Annotated in this window: 21 protein-coding genes and 1 pseudogene; 5 read left to right on the top strand and 17 right to left on the bottom strand. The window is 72.0% G+C overall.

Translation table 11 applies throughout. The annotated features are described in order from the left end of the window. Nucleotides 1-223: 223 nt before the first annotated feature. Nucleotides 224-1,267: a LacI family DNA-binding transcriptional regulator gene (locus ABZ822_RS24235; protein ID WP_360857926.1), complete on the bottom strand. Its 1,044-nt coding sequence runs from the start codon at nucleotides 1,265-1,267 to the stop codon at nucleotides 224-226. A 647-nt stretch (nucleotides 1,268-1,914) separates the two neighbouring features. Here ABZ822_RS24235 and ABZ822_RS24230 point away from each other — a divergent pair. Next, entirely contained in the window at nucleotides 1,915-3,735 is a 1,821-nt protein-coding gene (locus ABZ822_RS24230; protein ID WP_360857923.1) for an AMP-dependent synthetase/ligase, read from the top strand. Nucleotides 3,736-3,832: 97 nt separating this feature from the next. Here the strand turns inward: ABZ822_RS24230 and ABZ822_RS24225 are convergent, their stop codons facing one another. Then, on the bottom strand, nucleotides 3,833-4,966 hold the full coding sequence (locus ABZ822_RS24225; protein ID WP_360857920.1) for a glutathione-independent formaldehyde dehydrogenase: 1,134 nt from the start codon (nucleotides 4,964-4,966) through the stop codon (nucleotides 3,833-3,835). 232 nt (nucleotides 4,967-5,198) lie between these two features. Between ABZ822_RS24225 and ABZ822_RS24220 the strand changes: the two genes are divergently transcribed. Then, nucleotides 5,199-5,390 carry a hypothetical protein gene (locus ABZ822_RS24220; protein ID WP_360857917.1) on the top strand — a complete coding sequence of 64 codons (192 nt, stop codon included), beginning with the start codon at nucleotides 5,199-5,201 and terminating at the stop codon, nucleotides 5,388-5,390. A 57-nt stretch (nucleotides 5,391-5,447) separates the two neighbouring features. Here the strand turns inward: ABZ822_RS24220 and ABZ822_RS24215 are convergent. From ABZ822_RS24215 to cobF, 10 genes and pseudogenes are all read right to left on the bottom strand, one after another. Further along, nucleotides 5,448-5,627: pseudogene (locus ABZ822_RS24215) on the bottom strand (zinc finger domain-containing protein); the annotation flags it as partial. A 29-nt stretch (nucleotides 5,628-5,656) separates the two neighbouring features. Beyond that, nucleotides 5,657-6,349 carry a DUF429 domain-containing protein gene (locus ABZ822_RS24210; RefSeq protein ID WP_360857914.1) on the bottom strand — a complete coding sequence of 231 codons (693 nt, stop codon included), beginning with the start codon at nucleotides 6,347-6,349 and terminating at the stop codon, nucleotides 5,657-5,659. Nucleotides 6,350-6,453: 104 nt separating this feature from the next. Beyond that, a complete protein-coding gene (locus tag ABZ822_RS24205; protein ID WP_360857911.1) occupies nucleotides 6,454-7,716 on the bottom strand; it encodes a cytochrome P450 in 1,263 nt (420 codons plus the stop codon). Between the two features lie 208 nt (nucleotides 7,717-7,924). After that, nucleotides 7,925-9,136, bottom strand: a complete 1,212-nt coding sequence (locus ABZ822_RS24200; protein WP_360857908.1) for an MAB_1171c family putative transporter — start codon at nucleotides 9,134-9,136, stop codon at nucleotides 7,925-7,927. Beyond that, nucleotides 9,129-9,938: a hypothetical protein gene (locus ABZ822_RS24195; protein ID WP_360857905.1), complete on the bottom strand. Its 810-nt coding sequence runs from the start codon at nucleotides 9,936-9,938 to the stop codon at nucleotides 9,129-9,131. The genes ABZ822_RS24200 and ABZ822_RS24195 overlap by 8 nt, the downstream gene beginning before the upstream one ends. After that, the gene (locus tag ABZ822_RS24190) at nucleotides 9,925-10,410 is read right to left on the bottom strand and encodes a helix-turn-helix transcriptional regulator (RefSeq protein WP_360857902.1); all 486 of its coding nucleotides are present in this window, start codon (nucleotides 10,408-10,410) and stop codon (nucleotides 9,925-9,927) included. The genes ABZ822_RS24195 and ABZ822_RS24190 overlap by 14 nt, the downstream gene beginning before the upstream one ends. 252 nt (nucleotides 10,411-10,662) lie before the next feature. Next, nucleotides 10,663-11,676, bottom strand: coding sequence for a zinc-dependent alcohol dehydrogenase family protein (locus tag ABZ822_RS24185; protein WP_360857900.1), 1,014 nt, complete (start codon nucleotides 11,674-11,676; stop codon nucleotides 10,663-10,665). Between the two features lie 4 nt (nucleotides 11,677-11,680). After that, the gene (locus ABZ822_RS24180) at nucleotides 11,681-12,592 is read right to left on the bottom strand and encodes a hypothetical protein (protein WP_360857896.1); all 912 of its coding nucleotides are present in this window, start codon (nucleotides 12,590-12,592) and stop codon (nucleotides 11,681-11,683) included. 62 nt (nucleotides 12,593-12,654) lie between these two features. Further along, on the bottom strand, nucleotides 12,655-13,053 hold the full coding sequence (locus tag ABZ822_RS24175) for a MerR family transcriptional regulator (RefSeq protein ID WP_360857893.1): 399 nt from the start codon (nucleotides 13,051-13,053) through the stop codon (nucleotides 12,655-12,657). 75 nt (nucleotides 13,054-13,128) lie between these two features. Beyond that, complete coding sequence (cobF, locus tag ABZ822_RS24170) at nucleotides 13,129-13,896, bottom strand: precorrin-6A synthase (deacetylating) (protein WP_360857890.1); 768 nt, start codon at nucleotides 13,894-13,896, stop codon at nucleotides 13,129-13,131. Between the two features lie 100 nt (nucleotides 13,897-13,996). On the opposite strand from cobF, the gene ABZ822_RS24165 reads away from it, so the two are divergent. Genes ABZ822_RS24165 through meaB form a run of 3 tightly spaced genes read left to right on the top strand, consistent with a single transcriptional unit; the run spans nucleotide 13,997 to nucleotide 19,102 of the window. Next, entirely contained in the window at nucleotides 13,997-15,871 is a 1,875-nt protein-coding gene (locus ABZ822_RS24165) for a methylmalonyl-CoA mutase subunit beta (protein WP_360857886.1), read from the top strand. Further along, nucleotides 15,871-18,099, top strand: a complete 2,229-nt coding sequence (gene scpA, locus ABZ822_RS24160; protein WP_360857883.1) for a methylmalonyl-CoA mutase — start codon at nucleotides 15,871-15,873, stop codon at nucleotides 18,097-18,099. The genes ABZ822_RS24165 and scpA overlap by 1 nt, the downstream gene beginning before the upstream one ends. Before the next feature lie 4 nt (nucleotides 18,100-18,103). After that, complete coding sequence (gene meaB, locus ABZ822_RS24155; RefSeq protein ID WP_360857880.1) at nucleotides 18,104-19,102, top strand: methylmalonyl Co-A mutase-associated GTPase MeaB; 999 nt, start codon at nucleotides 18,104-18,106, stop codon at nucleotides 19,100-19,102. Nucleotides 19,103-19,241: 139 nt separating this feature from the next. Here the strand turns inward: meaB and ABZ822_RS24150 are convergent, their stop codons facing one another. The 5 genes from ABZ822_RS24150 to ABZ822_RS24130 all read right to left on the bottom strand — a co-directional run bounded on the left by ABZ822_RS24150 (nucleotide 19,242) and on the right by ABZ822_RS24130 (nucleotide 23,497). Continuing rightward, nucleotides 19,242-19,955: a zf-HC2 domain-containing protein gene (locus tag ABZ822_RS24150; RefSeq protein ID WP_360857876.1), complete on the bottom strand. Its 714-nt coding sequence runs from the start codon at nucleotides 19,953-19,955 to the stop codon at nucleotides 19,242-19,244. An 89-nt stretch (nucleotides 19,956-20,044) separates the two neighbouring features. Then, nucleotides 20,045-20,566 (bottom strand): hypothetical protein, encoded by a 522-nt coding sequence (locus tag ABZ822_RS24145; protein WP_360857873.1) that lies wholly within the window; start codon nucleotides 20,564-20,566, stop codon nucleotides 20,045-20,047. Between the two features lie 134 nt (nucleotides 20,567-20,700). Next, nucleotides 20,701-21,768 (bottom strand): amidohydrolase family protein, encoded by a 1,068-nt coding sequence (locus tag ABZ822_RS24140; RefSeq protein WP_360858057.1) that lies wholly within the window; start codon nucleotides 21,766-21,768, stop codon nucleotides 20,701-20,703. Nucleotides 21,769-21,890: 122 nt separating this feature from the next. Next, nucleotides 21,891-23,261 carry a glutamine synthetase family protein gene (locus ABZ822_RS24135; protein ID WP_360857870.1) on the bottom strand — a complete coding sequence of 457 codons (1,371 nt, stop codon included), beginning with the start codon at nucleotides 23,259-23,261 and terminating at the stop codon, nucleotides 21,891-21,893. Next, nucleotides 23,258-23,497, bottom strand: coding sequence for a hypothetical protein (locus ABZ822_RS24130; RefSeq protein WP_360857867.1), 240 nt, complete (start codon nucleotides 23,495-23,497; stop codon nucleotides 23,258-23,260). Before ABZ822_RS24130 ends, ABZ822_RS24135 begins: the two co-directional genes overlap by 4 nt. Nucleotides 23,498-23,519 lie beyond the last annotated feature (22 nt).

The raw sequence follows: 23,519 nt of genomic DNA, 5'->3' as shown, positions 1-23,519 counted from the left end.
GCGCTGCCTGTAAGCGCATACATGACCCTGTAGCACCCTGTCGGCGGGCTCAAGGGGCCGGACGATAACGCTTTCGTAAACCCGGAGGGTCAGTCCGCATGTGCGGACACCTGACCACCGCGTCACCGTGCGGCCACCGCACCGTGTATCCGTGCGACCACTGCTCCGCGCGTACGTCACCACCCGGCCCCGGTGAGCCGTCCGCGCCCACCGAGCGGTCCCGCTACTGCCCGCAGCCGCAGCTCGCGCGCCGCGTCACCGTCACCGGCAGCAGCCGGGCCGCCGGCGCCCGGTCCCGGTCGCGGATCCTGGCCACCAGGAGCTGCGCGGCCTCCTCGCCGAGCCGGCCCATCGGCTGCCGTACGGTCGTCAGCGTCGGCCGGACCAGCCTGCTGAGCGGGATCCCGTCGAAGCCCGTCACCGCCATCCCGTCCGGGACGCCGATGCCGAGCCCCTCCAAGGCGTGCAGCGCACCCACCGCCATCTGGTCGTTGGCGAGCAGGATGCCCTGCGGGTGCTCCCCGTCCCGGTCCAGCAGCTCGGCGACGGCCTTGCGCCCCGCCGACTGCGTCAGGTCCCCGCGCAGGTCGGGGTGGTCCGGCAGAGGGAGTCCGGCTTCGAGGTGAGCGGCCTGGAAACCGCGGAAGCGGGCCTCGCCGTCCGGGGAGTCCGGGGGACCGCCGACGAAGGCGAGGCGGCGCAGACCGTGGTCCACGATCAGGTGCCGGGTGAGCTCGAGCTGACCGTCGAAGTTGGCCACTTCGATGTGGTCGTGGTCGTCATTCCGTTGTCCCGCGAGCATCACGACGGGCAGCCGCCGCGACACGACCTCGAGGTCCTCGCCCGGCACAGTCTGCGCCAGCACGGCGAGGCCGTCCACCCGCCCGGCGACCTCGGCGAGCTGCTCGCCCGCGCGGTCGGCGTGCGAGGCGGAGATCAGCAGCGCGTAGCCGTGCCGCCGGGCGGCCCGCTCCATCCCGCGGATGACCTCGTCGGAGTAGAGCATCAGCTCGGCGTCGTCGGCGTCGGGGACGTCCTCGGCCTCCGTGTCGTGGAAGTCCGGGAAACACAGGCCCAGGACGCCGGTCGTCCGGCTGGCCAGACCGCGGGCGCTGCCGCTCGGGAGGTAGCCGAGTTCACGTGCCGCGGCGAGCACCCGGTCGCGGGTGGCGGCGCGCACCGAGTCGGGGGTGCGGTAGACGCGCGAGACCGTGGCGATGGACACGCCCGCCCGTTCGGCGACGTCGTACACCGTGGGTGTGCTCATCCAGCAGCCTCGTCTCTTCCGTTCCCCCGCGGGCCGACGCGCTTCCCCGCCCGCCGTGACCTGCCTGAAAGCGCATTCAGCCTACGGTCGCGCAGGGGCGGCGGGCAAGGGTGGCCCCCGGCCGCCCCTACGGTGCGTACGGCCGAGGCTCTCCGCACCGGTCGTCTTCCGCCGCTGCCGTCGGATCGCGCCAGGTCCGGCGCCGCCATGCGCGCACGTGGCGAGGACGACCGTAGCCTGTGACGGCCGACCGGGGGCCCGGTGACGGAATTGCGGCGCACGACGGCCCGGTGACCCGGAGTGCGGCAGCGCAACGGCGGCACGAAAAGACCGATGCACGGCGCGTGGCGCACGGCGGCCACTCGCGCCGGAGTCCGGTCGTGGGATTCCGCTTCGCGGCGTGAGCCGTCCACCGAGCGCCGGAGCGTGGAGATTTCGCGCCGGGGGACACCCCGCCTTCACGCCGTATTCGCGCCGATCGGAGCCAACTCCGGTCCCGTACGGGCGGTTTCGACCGGTCACCGTACGGCGACCCGAAACACAATTCCGCAACAGACCATGACTACGCGCTGCAGCGCTTTCATCACACCCGTCCACGCGCTAGCGTGCACGTCCCCCGGGCTCCCAGTCCCACAAGGAGCATGCGCGTGCGCGAGTTCACCACGCCTGTCATGGCCACGGCGCCCCACGTCGGTGGCCTGGCTGACACCGTCTTCGACCATGCCGCGGAGGCCCCCGGCAGGGCGGCGCTCGGCCGGAAGGTGGACGGCCGGTGGACGGACGTGTCGGCGGCGGAGTTCCGTGACCAAGTGGTGGCCCTGGCCAAGGGGTTGATCGCGGACGGCATCCGGTTCGGCGACCGGGTGGCCGTCATGTCCCGTACGCGCTACGAGTGGACGCTCTTCGACTACGCGCTCTGGAGCATCGGAGCCCAGCCGGTCCCCGTCTACCCCACCTCGTCCCCCCAGCAGGTCGCGTGGATCCTGCTCGACACGGGCTGCGTCGCCATCGTCGTCGAGCACGAGGACCACGCCATGACCCTCGGCTCGGTCATCGACCGGGTGCCCGCGCTCACCCGCGTCTGGCAACTCGACACCGGCATCGTCGAGAAGCTGGTCGAGGCGGGCGAGCACATTCCCGAGGGCGTGGTGCACCGGCAGCGCCTCGCGGTCACCCCGGGCTCGGTGGCCACGGTCATCTACACCTCCGGCACGACCGGTTCGCCCCGCGGCTGCGTCCTCACCCACGCCAACTTCATGACCGTCTCCGACAACCTCGTCGCCCGCTGGAGTCCGGTCTTCGCGCCGGAAGGCGTCCAGGCGTCGACCCTCCTCTTCCTCCCCCTCGCCCATGTCTTCGGCCGCATGGTCGAGGTCGCGGCGATCCGGGCCTGGGCACAACTCGGTCACCAGCCGGAGATGACGGCGGAAGCACTGGTCGAGGACCTCGCCGGCTTCCGGCCCACCTTCCTCCTGGCCGTGCCGCAGGTCTTCGAGCGGTTCTTCAACGCCGGCCGGAACAAGGCCGAGGCGGAGGGGAACGCCGCCGTGTTCGACAAGGCCGTCGACGTGGCGGTGCGCTTCGCCGAGGCCCAGGAGAACCGGGCGTTCGGCACCGGTCCCGGGCCGTCGGCCTCCCTGCGCGTCCAGCACCGCTTCTTCGACAAGTTCGTCTACAGCAAGGTCCGCGAAGCACTCGGCGGCAAGGTGCGCAACGCGGTCAGCGGCGGCTCGACCATGGGGCGCCGCCTCGGGCTGTTCTACGCGGGGGCCGGGCTGACGATCTACGAGGGGTACGGGCTCACCGAGTGCTCCTCCGCCGCGAGTTGCAACCCCCCGGGCAGGGTCCGCTTCGGCACGGTCGGTCCGCCGATCCCCGGTACGTCGATCCGGATCACCGAGGACGGCGAGATCCTCGTACGCGGCGGAACGGTCTTCGCCGAGTACCAGAACGACCCCGAGGGCTCGGCCGAAGTCCTGCGGGACGGCTGGATGGCCACCGGTGACATCGGGGCCTTCGACTCCGACGGGTACCTCACCATCACCGGGCGCAAGAAGGAGATCATCATCACCGCCGGGGGCGTGAACATCTCGCCCCCGCAGCTCGAACAGCGCGTCCGCGAGCACCCGTTGGTCGAGCACTGCCTCTTGGTCGGGAACAACAGGCCGTACGTGGCGGCGCTGGTGACGCTCGATCTCGAGGCGGTCAAGCACTGGCTGGCGCTGCGCGGCAAACCGCCGCTGGACGCCTGGGATCCGGCCGTGGACGACGACCTGGAGACGGAGATCCGCAGGGCGGTCACGGCCGCCAACACCCTTGTCTCCAAGGCGGAGTCCATCAGGACGTTCCGCGTGCTGTCCTCCTCGTTCACCGAGGAGGCGGGCCTGGTGACCCCGTCGCGGAAGCTCCGCCGCGGGAGGATCGAGGAGGTCTTCGCCGCCGAGATCGACGCGCTGTACGGCAGGTGAGGACCGTACGGCGGAGAGGACCGTACAGGCGCGCCGAGCGGGGTGAGGGGCGCTCGGCCCCTCACCCCGGATGTCGTGGCGCGCGGCCTCTACGCGGTCACGGGTGCAGGATCACCTTCGTGTAGCCCTCGACCCGCTTGTCGAACTTGTCGTACGCCGACGGGGCCTGGTCCAGGGGCAGTTCGTGCGAGACGACGAAGCTCGGCTTCGCCCTGCCCTCGATGATCATGTCGCGCAGGTACCGGTTGTACCGCTTCACGTTGCACTGACCGGTGCCCAGCCGCAGGCCCTTCTCGAAGAGCTTGCCGATGGAGACGAGAAGCATGCCCTTCTTGGAGCTCTCGTCCGGGCCTCCGGGGTCGGCCGGGACGTAGAGGCCGGGGATGCCCAGCGCTCCGGTCGGCCGTACCGTGCCGACGAGGGAGTTGAGGACGGTCGCGGGCTCCTCGCGTTCCTCGCCGTGCGCCATCGCCTGGTAGCCGACCGCGTCCACGCCCTTGTCGGTGCCGACGCCCTCGGTCCGGTCCTTGATCTGCTCCACCGGGTTGCCCTCGGCGAAGTTGATCGGAGTGGCCCCGATCTCCTCGGCCTTCTGCAGCCGCTCGGGCACCCGGTCGACCACGAACACCTTCTTCGCGCCGCGCAGCAGCGCCGAGTAGGCGGCCATCAGACCGACGGGCCCACCGCCGTACACCGCGACGCTCTCGCCCGGGCGCACCTGGGCGAGCTCGCAGCCGTGGTAGCCGGTCGGGAAGATGTCGGCCAGCAGCATGAAGTCGGTTTCGTGCTCGTTCCCTGCCGGGAGTTTCAGGCAGTTGAAGTCTGCGTAGGGGACCCGGAGGTATTCCGCCTGCCCGCCGGGCCAGGGTCCCATGGCGACATAACCGTAAGCGCCGCCCGCAAAGCCGGGATTGACGGTCTGACAGAATCCCGTGAATCCCTCGACGCAGTTGGTGCAGAATCCGCAGGCGACGTTGAAGGGCATGACCACACGGTCGCCCTTCTTGAGCGAGGTGACGCCCTCGCCTATTTCCTCGATGATTCCCATGTTCTCGTGGCCGAAGACGATCCCCGGCTCGGCCGCCGTGCGGCCCTCGTACATGTGCAGGTCGGAGCCGCAGATCGCGGTAGAGGTGACCCGTACGATCACATCGTTCGGGTGCTGGATCCGAGGCTTCTCGACATCTTCGACCGCCACGCTGAACGGTCCCTTGTAGACGACGGCCTTCATTGGATACCACCTCCGCTTGGCGATGCACTGTCTTTGCTGCCCGCGGGGGAACGGCACGGTCGGTCGAATGCGGCCCGAGTCGGGCGCGTAAAGCGCGAGGCGGCACGGCCGCTCCATCCGCGTGACCTATCTCTCATGATTCCTCCGGGGGGACGATCAGACAACCCCGGTAAAGTCGTCATGAAAGTCGGACCGTCCTGCGACGAAATCGGGTGAAGGAGGAGGACGAGAAGTGGCACAGCGCCTCGGGACCCTGCTCGTCCCGGTACCCGGCCTGTCCGGCACAACCTACCCGCCCGGGACCACGGTGGCCATCCGTGGCCGCGGGGCGACGGTCGACGGCTTCATCGACGGTGACTGGCTCCCTCTGTCGTGGTGGGAGTTCTCCGACGGCCTCCGCGAGGACATCGCCGCGGACCGCTGATCGCGCCCGCGGACGCGGGTCGCCACCGCGCGGCCGTCGCGCCGCGTGACCTCTCCTTCACTCGGTGTCCGGCCGGCAGCGCGGGCACCACAGCGTGCCCCGTCCGCCGAGACGGCCGCGGCGCAACGGACCGTGACAGCGCGGACACACCGCATCCGGATCGTCGCGCCGGCCCGTGAGCCAAACCCTCCGCGGCGGAACGCGGCCCTCTCGCACCGCCGGCCCCAGTGTCCGGCGATCCCTCCCCGGCTCCGCGGCGCCGCCCGTCACCACCAGATCGCGATGGGCAGTCCGGTCGCGGTCAGCTCCGGCGGGTCGGGCAGGCGCTCGGACGCTCCGCGTGCGATGCGGTCGGCGCTCCAGGCCGCGGCAGCGGCGTCCAGTACGTCGTCGGGCGGAACGCGTCCGGCCGCGCCCAGGTCCTCGGGGAGCACGATGCCGTGGGCGCGCAGCAGACGGTGCCGCATCCGCTGTCCCGTCCAGCTCTTCTTGCTCCAGGTCACGGGGGAGCCGTCCGCCATCGCCGCGAACGAGATCTCCGGGTGCACCTCGTGCAGGCGCTCGTCCCCCGCCTCCCGGATGCCGTTCGCTTCGCGGAGCTTCTTCACCAGGCCCCAGGTCTGCCGGCTGAGCCCGGAGCCGGTCACCATCCGGCAGCGGTGGTTCGCCGCCGCGTACTCGTCCTCCTCCCACACCGGGCGGGGCGGTACGGCGAAGACCCGGGCGCGCTGCGGTCCGAGCCGGGCTGCCGCGAGCCGGTCCGCCTGCCGCCAGCGGGAGTCCAGCAGTCCGAGGGGGATGTCGATGCCCACCACGGCCGCGTCCCGGCCGTGGTCGAGCAGTCCGTGGAGATCCGGTGCCGCGTGTGCGGATGCGAAGCGTCCTGCGCGGAGCACCACGCCCACCCAGCCGGTGGGACAGGCGTCCACACCCATCACGTCGGTACGGGAGTTGCTCACGGCGCCGACGGTAGTCGATACGCAGAAGGCCCGCCCGGTGCGACGGGGGATGCACACCGGGCGGGCACGAGCACCTTTCTACCTCATCGAGGAGTGGTCATGCATCAAATGCCTGTTCGTTTTTCCGGATGCCAGAACACTGGGAGCGATATCAAGCCATGGGCCCGGATCGTCGGCCTCCGCCGCAGCTCGTCCCGCGGAACTGCCAGGGAGAGCCCGGGAAATCGGCCCAGCAGTACGGTCAGGGCGATCTCCGTCTCCATCCGTGCCAGGGGTGCACCGAGGCAGTAGTGGATGCCGTGACCGAGGGAAAGATGTCCGGAAGGTACGCGGTGCGGATCCAGACGGTCCGGATCCTTGAACTGTTCCGGGTCGCGGTTGGCGGACGCGAGGGACAGCAGAACGGTCTCACCGGCGGGAACGGTCACGCCCCCGATCTCGACGTCCTCCAGGGGGAAGCGGCGGACGGCCAGCGACGCCGGGGCGTCGTAGCGGGCGAACTCCTCCACCGCCGCGGGGAGCTTGGCCGGATTCCTGCGCAACTCCTCCAGGACTTCGGGGTGGTCGAGCAGGGCCACCACCGCGTTGCCGATGAGATGGACGACGTTCTCGTAGCCGCCGAAGTGGATGATGAAGGCCAGCGAGGTCAGTTCGTCCTCGGAGAGCCGGTCGTCACCGCCTGCGTCACGCACGCGCACCAGGTCGGACAGCAGGTCGTCGCCGGGCTCCGCGCGCTTGGCGGCGATGAGTTCGGTGTAGAAGCGCAGCATGTTGCCCGCCGCGTCCCGGGCGAGTTCGGGCCGCTCCGGATCGGGCGCGATGAGGGCGTCGGTCCAGGAGCGGAAGTCCGGCCGGTTGCGTGCGGGAATGCCCAGCAGTTCGCAGATCACGGTGATGGGCAGAGGTGCGGCGAAGGCGGCGATGAGGTCGGCGCGGCCGTCGTCGGCGACGGCGTCCAGGAGGTCGTTCGCCAGTTGCCGTACGGGGTCCCGGAGTTGCTCGATCCGGCGCGGGGTGAACGCCTTCGTCACCAGGCGCCGGACCCGCGTGTGGTCCGGCGGGTCCAGATTCCCGAGGTTGGCGTCGAGGGCCGGGGGGAGCCGCATCCCGCTGTAGTTGCCGGGCCTCCCGTTCTTCTTGTCGAGCGAGAGCCGCGGATCGGCGAGCGCCTGCCGTACGTCCTCGTAGCGCGTCACCAGCCAGGCGGACAGTCCGTCGCTTCCGGTGATCCGGTGGACGGGCCCGGCCTGCCGGAGCCGGGCGTACTCCGCGTACGGGTCGGCCAGCAGGGCGGCGACATCAGCGGCCGGTACGTCACCGGCCGGTTCGTCAGGGGGTGTGGTGCCGGACTCGGCGGTGTTCTGCATGAAGACCGACTCTAGACGCGGCAGTTGACACAACGGTCACAGCCTCCGTCGCGAAGCGTGGGCCGCCACCTGCGCGATCCGGCCGGGCGATCCGGACGCGCGATCCGGTCGCAGGAGCGGCGTCGGGGATCCTTCCCTCCCCGACGCCGCCCGTGTCGTAGGTGGCCCAGACCCCCGTCCAGGGCCACCTCGCTCAGGGCGCGCGCGGTCACGGTGACTGTGCCGCGCTCCGTTCCCGCAGCGCGTCGAGGACGTCGTCCACCAGCGGCAGGCGGTAGACGTCCGCGACGAGCGCCAAGTGCTCGTGCTCCTCGGCCGGATCGGCGCCCATGGTCACCACGACGCTGTCGGCGCTGTGCGCCGGCACGTGCCCGACGGCCTGGTTCTGCAGGCCGCGCCGGAGCGCCGACGCCTCGACCAGCGCGGTCAGACGGCGGTCGTCGAGCCCGGCCTCCGTGCCCTTGGCCCGGGCGAGCCCGAGGGCTTCCGCCTCGACAAAGCGCCGGATGCCCCGCTGGACGTCCCGGATCTCCGCCATCTGCCGGTTGGCGCGCCACTCCACATCGGCGAAGGGCCACAGCGCCGGCCAGGAGCGGTCCTCCATCGTCACCTCGGGGGCGTCCGCTGTAACGGTCCGCCACAGCGGTTCCAGACGGCGCAGCCTGCGCCAGGCCGACACCCGGGGGCCGATCGCGGGCAGTGCGAACCCGGTGAGGACGAGCAGCGCGGCGACCGAAGCACTCATCGGGGCGACGCCGTTGGAGAGCCAGTACAGCTCCCGGCCCGACCAGGAGAAGACGAACCCGGTCAGCTTGCAGGCGCAGTACAGCAGGCCCAGCCAGCAGCCGGCGGCGATCACCCGCAGACCGCGCGCGAGCCAGGAGCCGTCCAGCCGTCCTGCGTAGCGCGGGCAGAGGACGCCGAGCGCGGCGAGACCGGTCCCGAAGATGGCCAGATAGATCACCAGGAAGGCGACGACACCCGGCGCGTTCGCGTAGGCCGTGCTGAAGTCGCGCGGATGCTCGACGGCGTCCGGGCGGCCGACGGCGAAGCAGACGATCGCGACGGTCCACACCGCGCAGACGACGGCCACCACGGTCCAGGCCCGCCGGGCCGTACGGGCGCGCTCCTGCTCGCTCGTGCCGCCGGTCCAGCGGAGGAGCAGCACCAGGGCGCCGATGGCGAACTGCACCACGGACGAGTAGAGGAAGACCATCGCGAGGTTCGCGACCCCGGTGAGCTGGTCGAACGCGCGGTACACGCTGGGCGCCGACAGCAGGAAGACCGTCGCCACACCGGCGGTCATGACGCAGGTCAGTCCGAGGTCGGCGTTGCCGCGGTCGCGCAGCCAGGCCCGGGTCTTGTACGCGACGATGGCCCACGCGACGGCGCCGAAGCAGAGGTAGATGGCGTCAAACACGGGCGTCCCCGCCCTCGTCCGGCGATGTGTCGCCGGTGTCGCCGTCGCCGGTGTCCCCAACGGGAGGCAGGCCGCTCGCCCCGCCCATGCCGTCGGTCTCACCCATGCCGTCGGTCTCACCCATGCCGTCGGTCTCACCCATGCCGTCGGCGCCGCGGCTTCCGTCCGCGCCGCCGGTCCCCGTGCGGCGGACGTGCTGGAGCGCCGGGCCGAGTTGGGCCGCCAGCCGGGCGGCCTGGCCCCGCAGCGGGGGGCCCTCGTCCACGGATGAGGGCACGACGTGCTCCATCAGCAGCGTGCCCAGGACCTCGGTCTCGCGCTCGGTGACGTTGTCGTAGCAGTGGTGGCGGGCGAAGCCCATGGTCAGCCCCATACGGCGCATCGCCGTCGACACGTCGACCGTGGGTGTCCAGACGCGCAGGGCGTCCTCCGTGACGGCCGGGTCCTGCTCGTGGCCGAGCAGAAGATGGCCGATTTCATGCAGCACGATGTGGACCTGGTGCCAGGGCGAGGTCTTGAGCTCGTAGAAGATCCAGTAGCCGTCGTCGGTGGTGGCCGTCATGCCGGAGACCACACCGTCGAGGCTCATCGGCACCAGGTGGATGGAGCGCGAGACCCGGCGTGCGACCACATCGCACAGCCCCTGCAGATCGGTGGACGCCGGCAGCCCCAGCTCCTTGATGAGCTGCTTGCACCGTCTGCGCATTCCTCCGACTCGCACACCCGCACCGTCCTCGTCGCCGATCCGCCGCCACTCGTGGAAGAGCCCGGCCCGGGCCCGGTCGACCTCATTGACCTCCACGGGAGGTATCACCCCCGGACTCCGGCGGGGCCTCCGGGAGATTCATCTGCCGGCGGAACTGGCCGATGATGTCGGTCAGGCTGTCCTGCACCTCGGGCGGCAGGCCCACGGAGCGCAGCGCTATCGCCCGCACCCGCTGGTCGCGCATGGCGACGAGGAACTGGACCTCCTCCTCGACCCGTTCGGCCTGGGACTCCGACAGGTCTCCGAGGAGATAGCCGACGGGTACGGCGAAGAACTTGGCGAGCGCGCGCAGCACTTCGGGGCTCGGATTGGCCCGCTTGGCGTTGCGCAGCATCGAGAGATACTGCTCGGTGAGCGTGACGCCGCCGTACTCGCCTCCGCGGCTGATCTCCTCGGCCACATACGCGTTGGTGTACGGGGATCCCGGCGGATGCATGTTCGTGAACAGGTAGTTGAGCCGGCGGGCGAGCGGAGAACCCGCAGCCTTCGGCGATGCCCCATCCCCCACCGGCATCTTCACCTTCCCCCAGCTTCCACTGCCACTGATTCACGGTCAGTTAAGTCGTACCAACCCGCGTAGAGCATCTTGCCACGGTACGAACGGAGGGCACCAGCCCGGTTCCGGACGGTAGTTGAGCGAGGCAACTTAACCGGCAGTTGGCGTGACCGTCGTCACCCGATTCGGTCGGCGCATCGCCACTCCGACGCACCTGGCACACCGTCATCCGGCCCTCAGTACAGGCAAGTTGACGGTCCGAGGTCAGGTGACCAGGACCGCCACCCCCGTGACGCGGCCGCTGGCGAGGTCGGCCAGCGCCTCGTCCGCACGGTCCATCGGGTAGCGCGTGAGCCGTACCGCGGGGCGCAGCCGCTCCGCCTCCGCCAGCAGGGCTCGCCCGTCCTCGCGGGTGTTCGCGGTGACGCTGCGCACGGTCCGCTCCTGGAACAGGTGCCGCTCGTAGTCCAGTTGAGGGATGGCGCTCAGATGGACCCCGGCGACGGACAGGGTGCCGCCGCGGTCCAGAGCCTCCAGCGCGACCGGGACGAGATCCCCGGCCGGAGCGAAGAGGATCGCTGAGTCCAGCGGCTCGGGCGGCGGTGCCGGCCCGGCGGACGCCGCCCCCAGCTCGCGCGCCAGTCGCTGCGCCGCGGGGGAGCGGGTGACGACGTGCACGGTCGCGCCGCGGGCGAGGGCGAGCTGGGCGGTGAGATGAGCGGAGGCCCCGAAGCCGTAGACACCGAGCCGCCCGCCCCGCGGCAACTCCGCGCGCCGCAGGGCGCGGTAGCCGATGATCCCGGCGCACAGCAGCGGGGCGACCTCCTCGTCGCTCCAGTCCTCGGGCAGCCGGTAGGCGTAGCGCGCGTCGACGAGCGTCAGCCCCGCGTAGCCGCCGTCGACGTCCCAGCCGGTGTAGCGCGAGTCGGGGCACAGGTTCTCCCGCCCCGACCGGCAGAAGCGGCACGTGCCGCAGGTGCCCGCCAGCCAGGCGGCACCCACGCGGTCGCCCACGGAGACCTCGCGGACCTCGGGACCGGCGGCGGCGACGCGTCCGACCACCTGGTGGCCGGGGACGCAGTCCGGCCTGCGGGGCGGCAGATCGCCCTCCGCCAGATGCAGATCCGTACGGCAGACGCCGCAGACGGCGACCTCGAGCAGCAGCTCGTACGGGCCTGGGGCGGGGACGGTGCGCTCGCGGCGGCGCAGCGGGCCGGAGGCGACCGGGCCCGGCTCCGCGACCACCCAGGCCCGGGTCCGCCGCGTCCCTTGCGGCATGCCGTCAGCCCTCCTCCAGCAGGTCGGAGACCGGGAACGCGGCGGCGTGCGCCGTGGGCCGCGAGAGGTACAGATCGGCGTGGTAATAGCCCGCGCTTTCCTTGCCCGCCGGTGAGAGGCCCGCGGCCTCGACGGCCTCGACGGCGTGGCGCTGTTCGTCCGGGTCGCTGAAGCGCCGCTGCGGGAAGGTCCGCGAGGTGGCCTTCTGGGTGACGAGCCCGGCGCCCGCCAGGGTGTCGACGATGGGCCCGTACGAGACCGTGCGGAGCACGAACGCCGCCACCCACACCGGCCCGGCGATGTGGGGGAGGAGCCGTTCGAAGGTGCGGCTGGTGACGTAGCCGATGCCGCCCGTGACCGTGATCAGCCGGACCGGCTCCAGCGCCCGGGTCAGCTCCCGGCTCGGCTCGGCGTGCTCCAGGTCCTCCCCGAAGCCCTCGGTCAGCAGTCCGGACGCGCGCCCGTACGCCACGGCGTTCCGTGCCGCGTCCAGGCCGGTCACGCGGGCGCCGTGCGGCAGGTGGCGGGAGCCGAAGAACGCCCGGTCCTCCTCGGCGAGCCGAGCGGTGCTCAGCCGCGATCTGCGGTCGTTGGTGTAGCGCTCGTACAGATCGCCCAGCGTGACGTCGTGGTTGAGGAGCGCGGCGTTGACGCCGTACGAGCAGCAGAGGTCGAGCACGGTGACCGGTCCGTCACGTCCTGTGACGGGGGTGTGGGCGGCGAGCAGGCGCCGGAAGACCTGCTGGGCGTGGTGCGGGATCTGGTATTCGAGAGGTCGCAGCGTGCGGAAGTATCCGCGCGGGTCGGGGAGGTCGTAGATGTCGTCGAAGGACGTCTTGCCAGGGCTCTGGGCGGTGGAGTCTCCGCCCTGACCTGCGGGGGTGGCTTCGTACGCCTTGTTCTGGATACCGGTCATCGCGACCTCGCCATCACTCGTGCGTCGTCAATCACCTGTTCCGTGACGTATACCCGTAATCGTCACATTCGCTCGACCAGACGGCGGAACTCGGGGCACTCCGTGAAGTCCTCGGCCGAGCACTCCAGGGCATGCTCGATGAGCGCCTTGGACGCCTCGACCTGCCGGATCCGGTCCTCCAGCTCGCGGTGATGGCGGCGCAGCAGCTCATGGCGGTCGTCCGCGCTGCGTGCGTCGAGGACCGCACGCAGCTGCTCCAGGTTGAAGCCCGCGGCCTTCCAGCGGACAATCGTCGCCACTTTGGCGACGTGCTCGTCGCTGTACCGGCGGCGGCGGCCGACCCGGTGCGCCTGCTCCAGCAGGCCGGTCGCCTCCCAGTGCCGCAGCTCGTGAGGGCGGAGCCCGAACCGCTCGGCGAGCTCGCCGATGGTCAGCGACGGCTCGTCGCCTCTGGTCCTCATGTGTGCATGAAATTCCGCGACGCAGCCCGAGTCAAGAAAGGCCGGGCCCCGCGGCGGGCGGCCCCGCCGCCGCACCTACCGGCGGCGGCGCAGCAGGTAGGTGTCCATGATCCAGCCCTTGCGTGCCCGTGCCTCCGCCCGCGCCGCCGCGATCCGGTCCGCGACCTCCGCCAGCCGGCCCGCGATCAGGATCTCGTCCGGCGTCCCCACGTACGCGCCCCAGTGGATGTCCAGATCCTCGTCCCGCAGCCCGAGGTAGCCCTCGTGCGCGTCGAGCATCACCACCACGTCCTCGGCGCCCTCGGGGAAACCCTCCTCCGCGAGTCGGCGGCCGGTCGTGATGCGCACCGGGCGGCCCACCTGGTTCAGGCCCGTGCGGTGACGGGCCGCCAGGGCCGAGACGCTGCTGACGCCGGGGACGACGTCGTAGCCGAACGACACGGCACCGCGCGCGAGGATGTCGTCGAGGATCGTGAGCGTGCTGTCGTAGAGCGCCGGATCGCCCCACACCAGGAACGCCCCGCACTCCCCGTCCCCCAACTCGTCACGGATCAGCCCCTCGCAGACGTCCGCCCGGCGCCGCCGCCAGTCGTCGACGGCGGGCGCGTAACCGGGAGTCGGGGCCCTGCGGTCGCGCTCGGGATCCCGGGCTGCGACCACGCGGTACGGCCGGTCCCCGGCGTGCCGGGTCAGGATCTCGTGGCGCAACTCCACCAGATCCGCCTTCTCCTGCCCCTTGTCGAGGATGAAGAAGACATCGGCCGTTTTGACGGCTTTCACGGCCTGCAGGGTCAGATGGTCGGGGTCGCCCGCTCCGATACCGATGACGAGGATCTTTCGCACCCCCCGAGTCTGCCGTACGGGTGGTACGTCCATCGAACGAGGGCAAGGTCACAGCCGTGTGACCTGCTGCCGCGGGGGCGAACTCCCCTAGCCTTCCCCTATGACGGTCCTGCCTGACGACGGGCTGTCCCTGGCCGCCGAGTTCCCGGACGCGCCCCGCAAGCAGTGGCAGAGCCTCGTGGAAGGCGTGCTGCGCAAATCGGGTGCGGACGTGTCGGGCACCGCGGCAGAGGACGCCCTCTCCACCGAGCTCGAGGACGGGCTCACCACCCGCCCGCTGTACACCGCGGAGGACGGCGCCGCCGACCCCGGCTACCCGGGCTTCCCCCCGTTCCTGCGGGGCGGCGGAGCGGCGGGCACCGCGGTCTCCGGGTGGGACGTGCGCCAGCGCCATACGCATCCGGACGCCAAGCGGTCCAACGAGGCGCTGCTCGCGGACCTCGAGAACGGCGCCACCTCCGTCTGGCTGACGGTCGGTGAGTCCGGCGTGCCGGTCGCCGAACTCCCCGAGGTCCTCGACGGCGTGTACCTCGACCTCGCGCCGGTCGTCCTCGAGCCCGGTGCGGACTTCGAGCCGGCCGCGCGCGAGCTGTTCCGTCTCTACGACGACCGCGGTGTCGCCCCGCAGGCCGCGCTCGGCCACCTCGGCGCCGACCCCCTCGGTCTGTTCGCCCGCACGGGCGAGGACGAGGACCTCGCGCGCCGGTCCGCGGCCGCCGCCGCGCTCGCCGGCCGCTGCGACCACAACTACCCCGGCGTGCGGGCCCTGGTGGCCGACGCGCTGCCGTACCACGAGGCCGGCGCCTCGCCCGCGGAGGAGCTGGGCTGCGCGCTGGCGACCGGCGTCGCCTACCTCCGCGCCATGACGGAGGCCGGGTTGTCGGCCGACGCGGCCTGCGGGCAGCTGGAGTTCCGCTACGCGGCGACCGCGGACCAGTTCCTCACGATCGCCAAGCTCCGCGCCGCACGCCGCCTCTGGGCGCGTGTGGCGGAGGTGTGCGGGGTGAGCCCGGCCGCGGCCGCGCAGCGCCAGCACGCCGTGACGTCCCCGGTGATGATGACCCGTCGGGACCCGTGGGTGAACATGCTCCGCACCACCGTGGCCACGCTCGGAGCGGGGGTCGGCGGCGCCGACGCCGTCACCGTGCTGCCCTTCGACAGCGCGCTCGGCCTGCCGGACGTCTTCGCCCGCCGGATCGCCCGCAACACGTCCTCGATCCTGCTGGAGGAGTCGCACCTCGCGCAGGTCATCGACCCGGCGGGCGGTTCCTGGTACGTGGAGCGGCTCACCGACGAGCTGGCCCGCGCCGCCTGGGCGTGGTTCCAGCGCATCGAGCGCGCCGGCGGCCAGGCGGCCGCCCTGCGCTCCGGCGTCATCGCCGAGCGCATCGGCGGGACCTGGCAACGCCGCTCGGAGGAGCTGGCCCACCGCCGCGAACCGGTCACCGGCGTCAGCGAGTTCCCGTTCCTGGCGGAGCAGCCGGTGGAGCGCGAGCCCGCGCCCGCGCGCTCGACCGGCGGTCTGCCGGTGGTGCGCCGTGACGAGGCGTACGAGGCGCTGCGGTCCCGCTCCGACGCGCATCTGACCGCCACCGGCGCGCGGCCCCGGGTGTTCCTGGCGAACCTGGGTTCCCCCGCCGCGTACACCGCGCGAGCCACCTTCGCCGCCAACTTCTTCCAGGCGGGCGGCATCGAGGCCGTCCCCGCCGAGGACGGCCGCCCGCTCGCCGAGTCCTTCGCGGCCAGTGGTGCCACGGCCGTCTGCCTCTGCTCCAGCGACGCGGTGTACGCGGAGCAGGCCGAGAAGGCCGCCGCTGAACTCAGGGCCGCCGGCGCCACCCGCCTCCACCTGGCAGGAAGGCCGGGGGAGAAGCGGGAAGCCTACGAGGCGGCCGGGATCGGCGCGTTCCTGTACGCGGGCGCCGACGCGGTCGCGGCTCTGACCGCGGCCCTCGACGACATGGGAGTGGCGTGATGCACGGCAAGGCGGGCGAGCCCGCGACGATCCCCGACTTCACCGGCGTCGACCTGGACCCGGCCGGGGACGCCCCGGCCGTCACCGGCGACCAGTGGCGCGCCGCGCTGAAGGAGTCCACCGGCAAGGCGGACGACGACCTGGTGTGGGAGACCCCGGAGGGCATCGGCGTCAAGCCGCTCTACACCTCCGAGGACCTGGACGGCCTGGACTTCCTGGGCACGTACCCGGGCATCGCCCCGTACCTCCGCGGGCCCTACCCCACGATGTACGTCAACCAGCCCTGGACCGTGCGCCAGTACGCCGGCTTCTCCACGGCCGAGGAATCCAACGCCTTCTACCGCCGCAACCTCGCGGCCGGCCAGAAGGGCCTGTCCGTCGCCTTCGACCTGCCCACCCACCGCGGCTACGACAGCGACCACCCGCGGGTGACCGGCGATGTCGGCATGGCGGGCGTGGCGATCGACTCCATCTACGACATGCGGCAGCTCTTCGACGGCATCCCGCTGGACCGGATGAGCGTGTCGATGACGATGAACGGCGCGGTGCTGCCCGTGCTGGCGCTCTACATCGTCGCCGCCGAGGAGCAGGGCGTACCGCCCGAGAAGCTGGCCGGGACCATTCAGAACGACATCCTCAAGGAGTTCATGGTCCGCAACACCTACATCTACCCGCCGCAGCCCTCGATGCGGATCATCTCCGACATCTTCGCCTTCACCTCGCAGAAGATGCCGCGGTACAACTCCATCTCCATCTCCGGCTACCACATCCAGGAGGCCGGGGCCACGGCCGACCTGGAGCTGGCGTACACGCTCGCCGACGGCGTCGAGTACCTGCGGGCCGGACGTGAGGCGGGCCTGGACGTGGACGCGTTCGCGCCCCGGCTCTCCTTCTTCTGGGCGATCGGCATGAACTTCTTCATGGAGGTCGCCAAGCTGCGCGCGGCGCGGCTGCTCTGGGCCAAGCTCGTCAAGCGCTTCGAACCGCAGAACGCCAAGTCGCTGTCGCTTCGCACCCATTCGCAGACCTCCGGCTGGTCGCTCACCGCGCAGGACGTCTTCAACAACGTGGCGCGCACCTGCGTGGAGGCCATGGCCGCGACCCAGGGCCACACCCAGTCGCTGCACACCAACGCCCTCGACGAGGCGCTGGCCCTGCCCACCGACTTCTCCGCCCGGATCGCCCGTAACACCCAGCTCCTGCTCCAGCAGGAGTCGGGCACCTGCCGGGTCATCGACCCGTGGGGCGGCAGTGCCTACGTCGAGCGGTTGACGCACGACCTGGCGCGGCGGGCCTGGCAGCACATCGAGGAGGTCGAGGCGGCCGGCGGCATGGCGAAGGCCATCGACGCGGGCATCCCCAAGATGCGCGTCGAGGAGGCGGCCGCCCGCACCCAGGCCCGTATCGACTCCGGACGGCAGCCCGTCATCGGCGTCAACAAGTACCGGGTCGGCGGCGACGAGGAGATCGAGGTCCTCAAGGTCGACAACACCTCGGTGCGCGCCCAGCAGATCGAGAAGCTGAAGCGGCTGCGCGCCGAGCGCGACGAGGACGCGTGCCAGGCCTCGCTGCACGCGCTGACCAGGGCCGCCGAGTCCGGCCCCGGCGCCGGGCTCGAGGGCAATCTGCTCGCGCTGGCCGTGGACGCGGCCCGCGCGATGGCGACCGTGGGCGAGATCTCGGACGCCCTGGAGAAGGTGTACGGACGGCACTCCGGCCAGATCCGTACCATCTCCGGTGTGTACAGGGAGGAAGCCGGACCGTCGTCCGGCGTGGAGCGCACCCGCGGGCTGGTCGAGGCGTTCGAGCGCGAGGAGGGCCGCCGTCCGCGCATCCTGGTCGCCAAGATGGGCCAGGACGGGCACGACCGCGGCCAGAAGGTGATCGCCACGGCCTTCGCCGACCTCGGCTTCGACGTCGACGTCGGCCCGCTGTTCCAGACGCCGGCCGAGGTCGCGCGCCAGGCGGTGGAGGCCGACGTGCACATCGTCGGTGTCTCCTCGCTGGCCGCGGGACATCTGACGCTGGTGCCCGCGCTGCGCGAGGAACTCGCCGCCCAGGACCGCGAGGACATCACCATCGTCGTCGGTGGTGTCATTCCGCCCCAGGACGTCGAGACGCTGAAGGAGATGGGCGCCGCAGCGGTCTTCCCGCCCGGAACGGTCATTCCCGACGCCGCCTACGACCTGCTGAAGGCCCTTGCCGGGGTCCTCGGCCACGAGCTGTGAGCCCATGACAGCTCGCAGGACCCGCAGCATCGACGTCGACGCGTACGCCAAGGGCGTGCTGGAGGGGTCCCGGGCGCATGTCGCCCGGGCCATCACCCTCGTGGAGTCCACCCGCGCCGATCACCGGGAGGCCGCGCAGCGGCTGCTGATCGAGCTGCTCCCGCACACCGGTGCCGCGCGCCGGGTCGGGATCAGCGGCGTCCCCGGTGTCGGCAAGTCGACCTTCATCGACGCCCTCGGCTCGCTGCTGACCGGGCAGGGCCACCGGGTCGCGGTCCTCGCCGTCGACCCGTCCTCCACCCGTACCGGCGGCTCGATCCTCGGCGACAAGACACGGATGGAGCGGCTGGCCACCGACCCCTCGGCCTTCGTCCGGCCCTCGCCGAGCGCGGGCACGCTGGGTGGCGTCGCGCGCGCCACCCGCGAGTCGATGGTCGTCATGGAGGCGGCGGGCTACGACGTGGTGCTGGTCGAGACCGTCGGCGTCGGCCAGTCCGAGACGGCCGTGGCGAACATGGTCGACACCTTCCTGCTGCTCTCCCTGGCCCGCACCGGCGATCAGCTCCAGGGCATCAAGAAGGGCGTACTGGAGCTGGCGGACGTCGTGGCCATCAACAAGGCCGACGGGCCCCACGAGCGGGACGCCAAGTCGGCGGCCCGTGAACTGGCGGGCGCGCTGCGGCTGTTGCAGCCCCCGGACGCCGAATGGAACCCGCCGGTGCTCACCTGCAGCGCCCGCGAGGGCACCGGGCTCGACACCCTCTGGGACCGACTGGAGCAGCACCGCAAGGTGCTGGAGGCGACCGGGCGGCTGGCGGAGAAGCGCCGGGAGCAGCAGGTCGACTGGACGTGGTCGATGGTCCGCGAACAGCTCCTGGCCCGGCTGCGGGACGACCCGGAGGTACGCCGCCTTGCTCCTGAGCTCGAACAGCAGGTACGGGAGGGGACGCTGACCGCCACGCTCGCCGCCGAGCGCCTGCTGTCCGCTTTCGGCAACGGCTGAGGTACGGCTGCACCGAGGGGACGCTGCTGCGCCGGGTTCCGGGGGGCCGGGCCCTCGGGGGTCCGCCGTCGGCCGGGGCCGCTGTCGCGGGCCCGAGCTGGACCGGAAGAGGGGCCTGGCCGCGTACGGGACGGCGGTCCTACGCGTCGACCGCGACCAGGCGCTTCCCGTCGAGCGTCCGCACCTCGAAGCGGTCGATGTCCCGGCGGTCCATGGCCGCGCCGCCCTCGGAGCGGAGGGCCTTCTTCTCGGTGACCGTGCCAGGGACGCCGTAGCCCCGCTCGGGCACGGACCACGTCGAGACGGTCTCCTCCTCGCCGTGCTTGCCGACGGCGACGAGGCTGCAGCGCAAGGGGCCGCGGACGTTCCGGATCTCGATCCCGACGTCCGTCCCCCAGGCCCGCTCGGTCATGGAGATCATCGCGGACACCCCGCTGGACGCGTCGGTGTGCCGGATCTTCTCGTTCACGGCCAGCACCTGCTCGTCGGGGTCGGCGGGTGGAGGCGGCGCGGGCCCGGACGCGGCCAGCCCGGTCACCACGGAGCCGCCGAAGACCAGGGCGGCCGCCGCGGCGACCAGGTACAACCGCCGTTTCCGGCTCGCCCGCCGGGCCGTGGCGACCTGTCCGGCCACCCGGTCCCACAGCCCGTCACTGGGCTGCGGCGGCCAGGTCTCCCCGGGCGGCCAGGCCGTCGCGAGACCCGCCAGCAGCTTCTCGATGCCGGCGAACTCGCGGAGCTGCGCGACACAGGTCGCGCACTCGTCCAGGTGCGCCTCGAAATGCCAGGCGTCGGCCGGGTCCATGATGCCCAGCGCATAGGCGCCTGTGGCGAGATGCTGCTGCGTTCTCATTCATCGCTCCTTGTCCGCCATCAGGTACGCAACGGAGGAGCGATCGGCTCAACGGAGCGGCGAGCGAGTTGACAGATGTGTCAGAAACCTCAGAAGAGGTGGATCGCCAGGTGCCCGAGCGGCAGGCCGAGCTGCCAGGCCGGGGTCCACACCTTCGGCGCGTCCTCCTCGCACGAGTCGAGACCGGCGTCGTTCCACGGGCCGGGCGCGTCGAGGTCGGCGGCGAGCAGCTCGGTCTCGTCGAGCCACTGCCAGGCCGCGCGGGCCAGCCGGAGGTCGGGGCTCCGGCCCTCCTCGCCCAGAGCGAGGTCCTCCTGCTCGAGATGCGCCAGGCGCTCGCGGACCCACTCCTCCCACGGCTGGTCGTGGGCGGTCAGCGAACGCCAGTGCTCCATCTGCGAGATGACGCGGATCCCGGACAGCTCCCCCTCGGTGTCGGAGAGGAAGATCGTCAGGGCGAGGGCGTCACGGCCGGCCCGGAACTCGAACGTCGTCGGGGGCATGAGGTCGCCGGTCCGCAGCAGCTCGTCGGCGATGTACTCCGCGTACATCCACGCCATCGGAACCGCCAACTCACCACCGCTGGTGCCGTACGAGCAATCGGGACGCATCCCGCAACACCTTCTTCCGGTTCTTCCGGTCTCCTGCTCATGCGTCGAGGGGACCCCCGAACGCTGATTCTTCACCCTCACACACGCGGCGCGTGCCAGGTTTGCTCAACGCATATGTGGGGTAATGCAGTCCGTCACACTTCGAGACCGTAGAGGCGCCGGGCGTTCTCCGCGCCGATCATGGCCGCGACCCGCTGCGCGTCCTCGTCCGACCAGGCACCCGAGGCGGTCCAGCGGGCCAGCAGACCGGTCAGGGCCTCGCGGAACAGCCGCGCCCCGACCACGTACAACTCGGGCAGACCGTACGCGTCGGTGGAGAACAGCAGCTTGCCGAAGGGGACCAGCTCCAGCACCTCGGCGAGCACGGCGCCGGCCCGCGCCCCGGTGTGGTTCAGCGCCAGACCCACGTCGGCGTACACGTGCGGGTACACGCTCGCGAGGTAGGCCGCGCTCCGGTGGTAGGGGTAGCCGTGCAGCAGGACGAGCGGGCAGCCGGTCGGGCGGACCGCGCGGACGAAGTCGGTGAGCAGCAGCGGATCGCAGCGATGGAGATCCAGGTCCGGATCGCCGAACCCGGTGTGGATCTGCAGCGGGAGCCCGGTCCTCGCCGCGGACCACAGCAGATGGCGCAGCAGCACGGGATCGGTCATCCGGCCGCCCGTCTCCCGTCCGTCGAGCCAGTGCCGGGCGGCGTCGCGCACCTCGGCCGGGTCGGGCGGGCCGGGCGCGACGCCGAGCCCGTACCGGTAGGCGACCACGGACTTGAAGCCGACCGCCGTACGCGCCGCCGTCCGTACCGCCTCCGCCAGGTCGTCGAGGAAGGGCTCCGCGGTGCGCGCGCCGTCGGCGGTCTCCTCGGCCAGCAGCTCCAGGCGGACGATCCGGCGCGCCGACGCCCCCGCCAGATCGGCCAGTTCGTGCGCATACGTGAGGTCGCCGGGCGGCCCGGTGTCCACCAGATAGGAGGCGATCCCGGTCGCCCGCAGCAGCCGCCGCGCCACCTCGTCCGCGCCCAGCTCACGCCGCCGGGCGACGTAGACCGACGGCGGGCAGTGCGGTTCGAGGTCCAGCAGCGGCGGGCACCAGCGCCGGACGGCGAAGCCGAGCTGTGTGTCGAAGTACGAGGTGCCGGGCGCGGCCTGGGCGTCGGACTCGGTGAGGTACGAGGCGAACCCGGTCTCGTCGAGATCCGACCGGACGATGCCGTGGCCGTGGTGGTCGACCAGGGGCGGAATGCGCGGGACGGATCCCGGCGCGGCGTCCTCCCGTACCGGCTCCACGGAATGCGGTCCCACGGTCCTTTCCCCTTTCCGTACCGCCGGTTTCAGTACCGCCAGCGGGTGGCGGCCGCGATGTGCTCGGGGCCCGCCCCCGCGAACAGCGCCACCTCCGCCCGCCGCACCGCGGCGACCGCCCCGAACAGAGCCTCGCCCAGCGCCTCCCGCAGCACGTCCGACTCCTCGAAGTGCCGCAGGGCCTCCGGCAGCGACATCGGCAGCCGCGGCACCCGCTCCGCGTGCACCGGGTCGCCCGTCACCGGCGGCGGCAGTGCGAGCCCCGCGTCCACCCCGTCCAGGCCCGCGGCGATGACGGCGCCGGTGACCAGATACGGATTGCCGGCCGAGTCGAAGCACTTGACCTCCGCGTTCGCACCCGCCGGATCGTCCGGCGCCCCGGGGACGAAGCGGATGGCGGCCTCGCGGTTCTCCGGCCCCCAGCACTGGAACACCCCGGCCCAGCGCGAGGGTTCGAGCCGCAGATAGCTGGCGGGGGACGGCGCCCCGATCGCCAGCAGGGCCGGCAGGGCGCGGAGCACACCGGCCAGGAAGCCCTCGGCGACCGAACTCATCCCGCAGGGCCCGTCGCCGTCCCGGCACAGATTGATCCCGTCGCGCCACACACTCAGATGCAGATGGCCGCCGTTGCCGACCGTGCCCGGCTCGACGGTGGGGGCGAACGAGGTCGCGAGCCCGTGGCGAACCGACACCGCGCGGACCGTCTCCCGTACGAGGACGGCGAGGTCGGCCGCCCCGACCGGGTCCGCGGGCGACACGGACACCTCGAACTGCCCGGGCGCGTACTCGGGGTGGATCTGCAGCACCTCCACGCGCTGGGCGACCAGGGCGTCGAGGAGATCGCCCACGTACTCCGAGAGCTCCACGAGCCGGGTCATGCCGTACGCCGGGCCGCCGGTGGGGTAGCGCAGCCCGGCGCCCGCCGTGTCGCCGCGCGTGACGACCCATTCCGTCTCGAAGCCCATGCGCAGTTCGAGCCCGCGGTCCGCCGCGCGGCGGGCCATGCGCCGGGCGAACAGCCGCTGGCACCCGGGATGCGGGACGCCCTCCTGGTCGTAGCGGTCGACGGGCGCCCAGGCCCAGCCGGGCTGCCCGGACAGCGAGGTCAGCCGGTCCAGGTCGGGGAAGAGCCGCAGGTCACCGTCCGGGCCGCCGATGTGGGGGCTGGTCGTGGCGGAGTCGTCGACGAGATAGACGTCGAAGACCGGGGACATGCCGACGCCCCAGCGGGCGGCCCGCGCCAGACGTCCGGTCGGCAGTGCCTTCGAACGGGTGATGCCCGCGTTGTCCACCCAGGTCAGCGCGATACGGCGGACGCCTTCGGCCGACAGTTCCCCGGCCTCCTGGCGGGCCCGTTCCCGGGCGCGCTCACGGTCGGCGGGCGAGGGCGCGGCGCTCACGCCTCGCCCGGGTGCCACGCGGGCCACTCGCCGGGCCGGTCCGTCCAGTAGACCTGTTCCGGGTCCTCCAGATCGATGTCGGGGAACACCTCCCGCACCCGTACCTCGAACTCCTCGCGCTCCAGGGGCTCCCAGCCGAGGCCCTCCAGATGGACGAGGCGGTACCGGGCGTCGGTCTCGAACGGGGCCACGACGACCGGGTAGTCCGGATCGGGCGTGTCTGCGGCGTTCTCCATGCATCCAGGGTGCTCCGGGGCG

The sequence above is a fragment of the Streptomyces sp. NPDC047108 genome (assembly GCF_040643575.1).
Classification (GTDB): domain Bacteria; phylum Actinomycetota; class Actinomycetes; order Streptomycetales; family Streptomycetaceae; genus Streptomyces.
The sequence above is the reverse complement of the archived record's forward strand: the minus strand, read 5'-3'. Positions and strand labels throughout refer to the sequence as shown.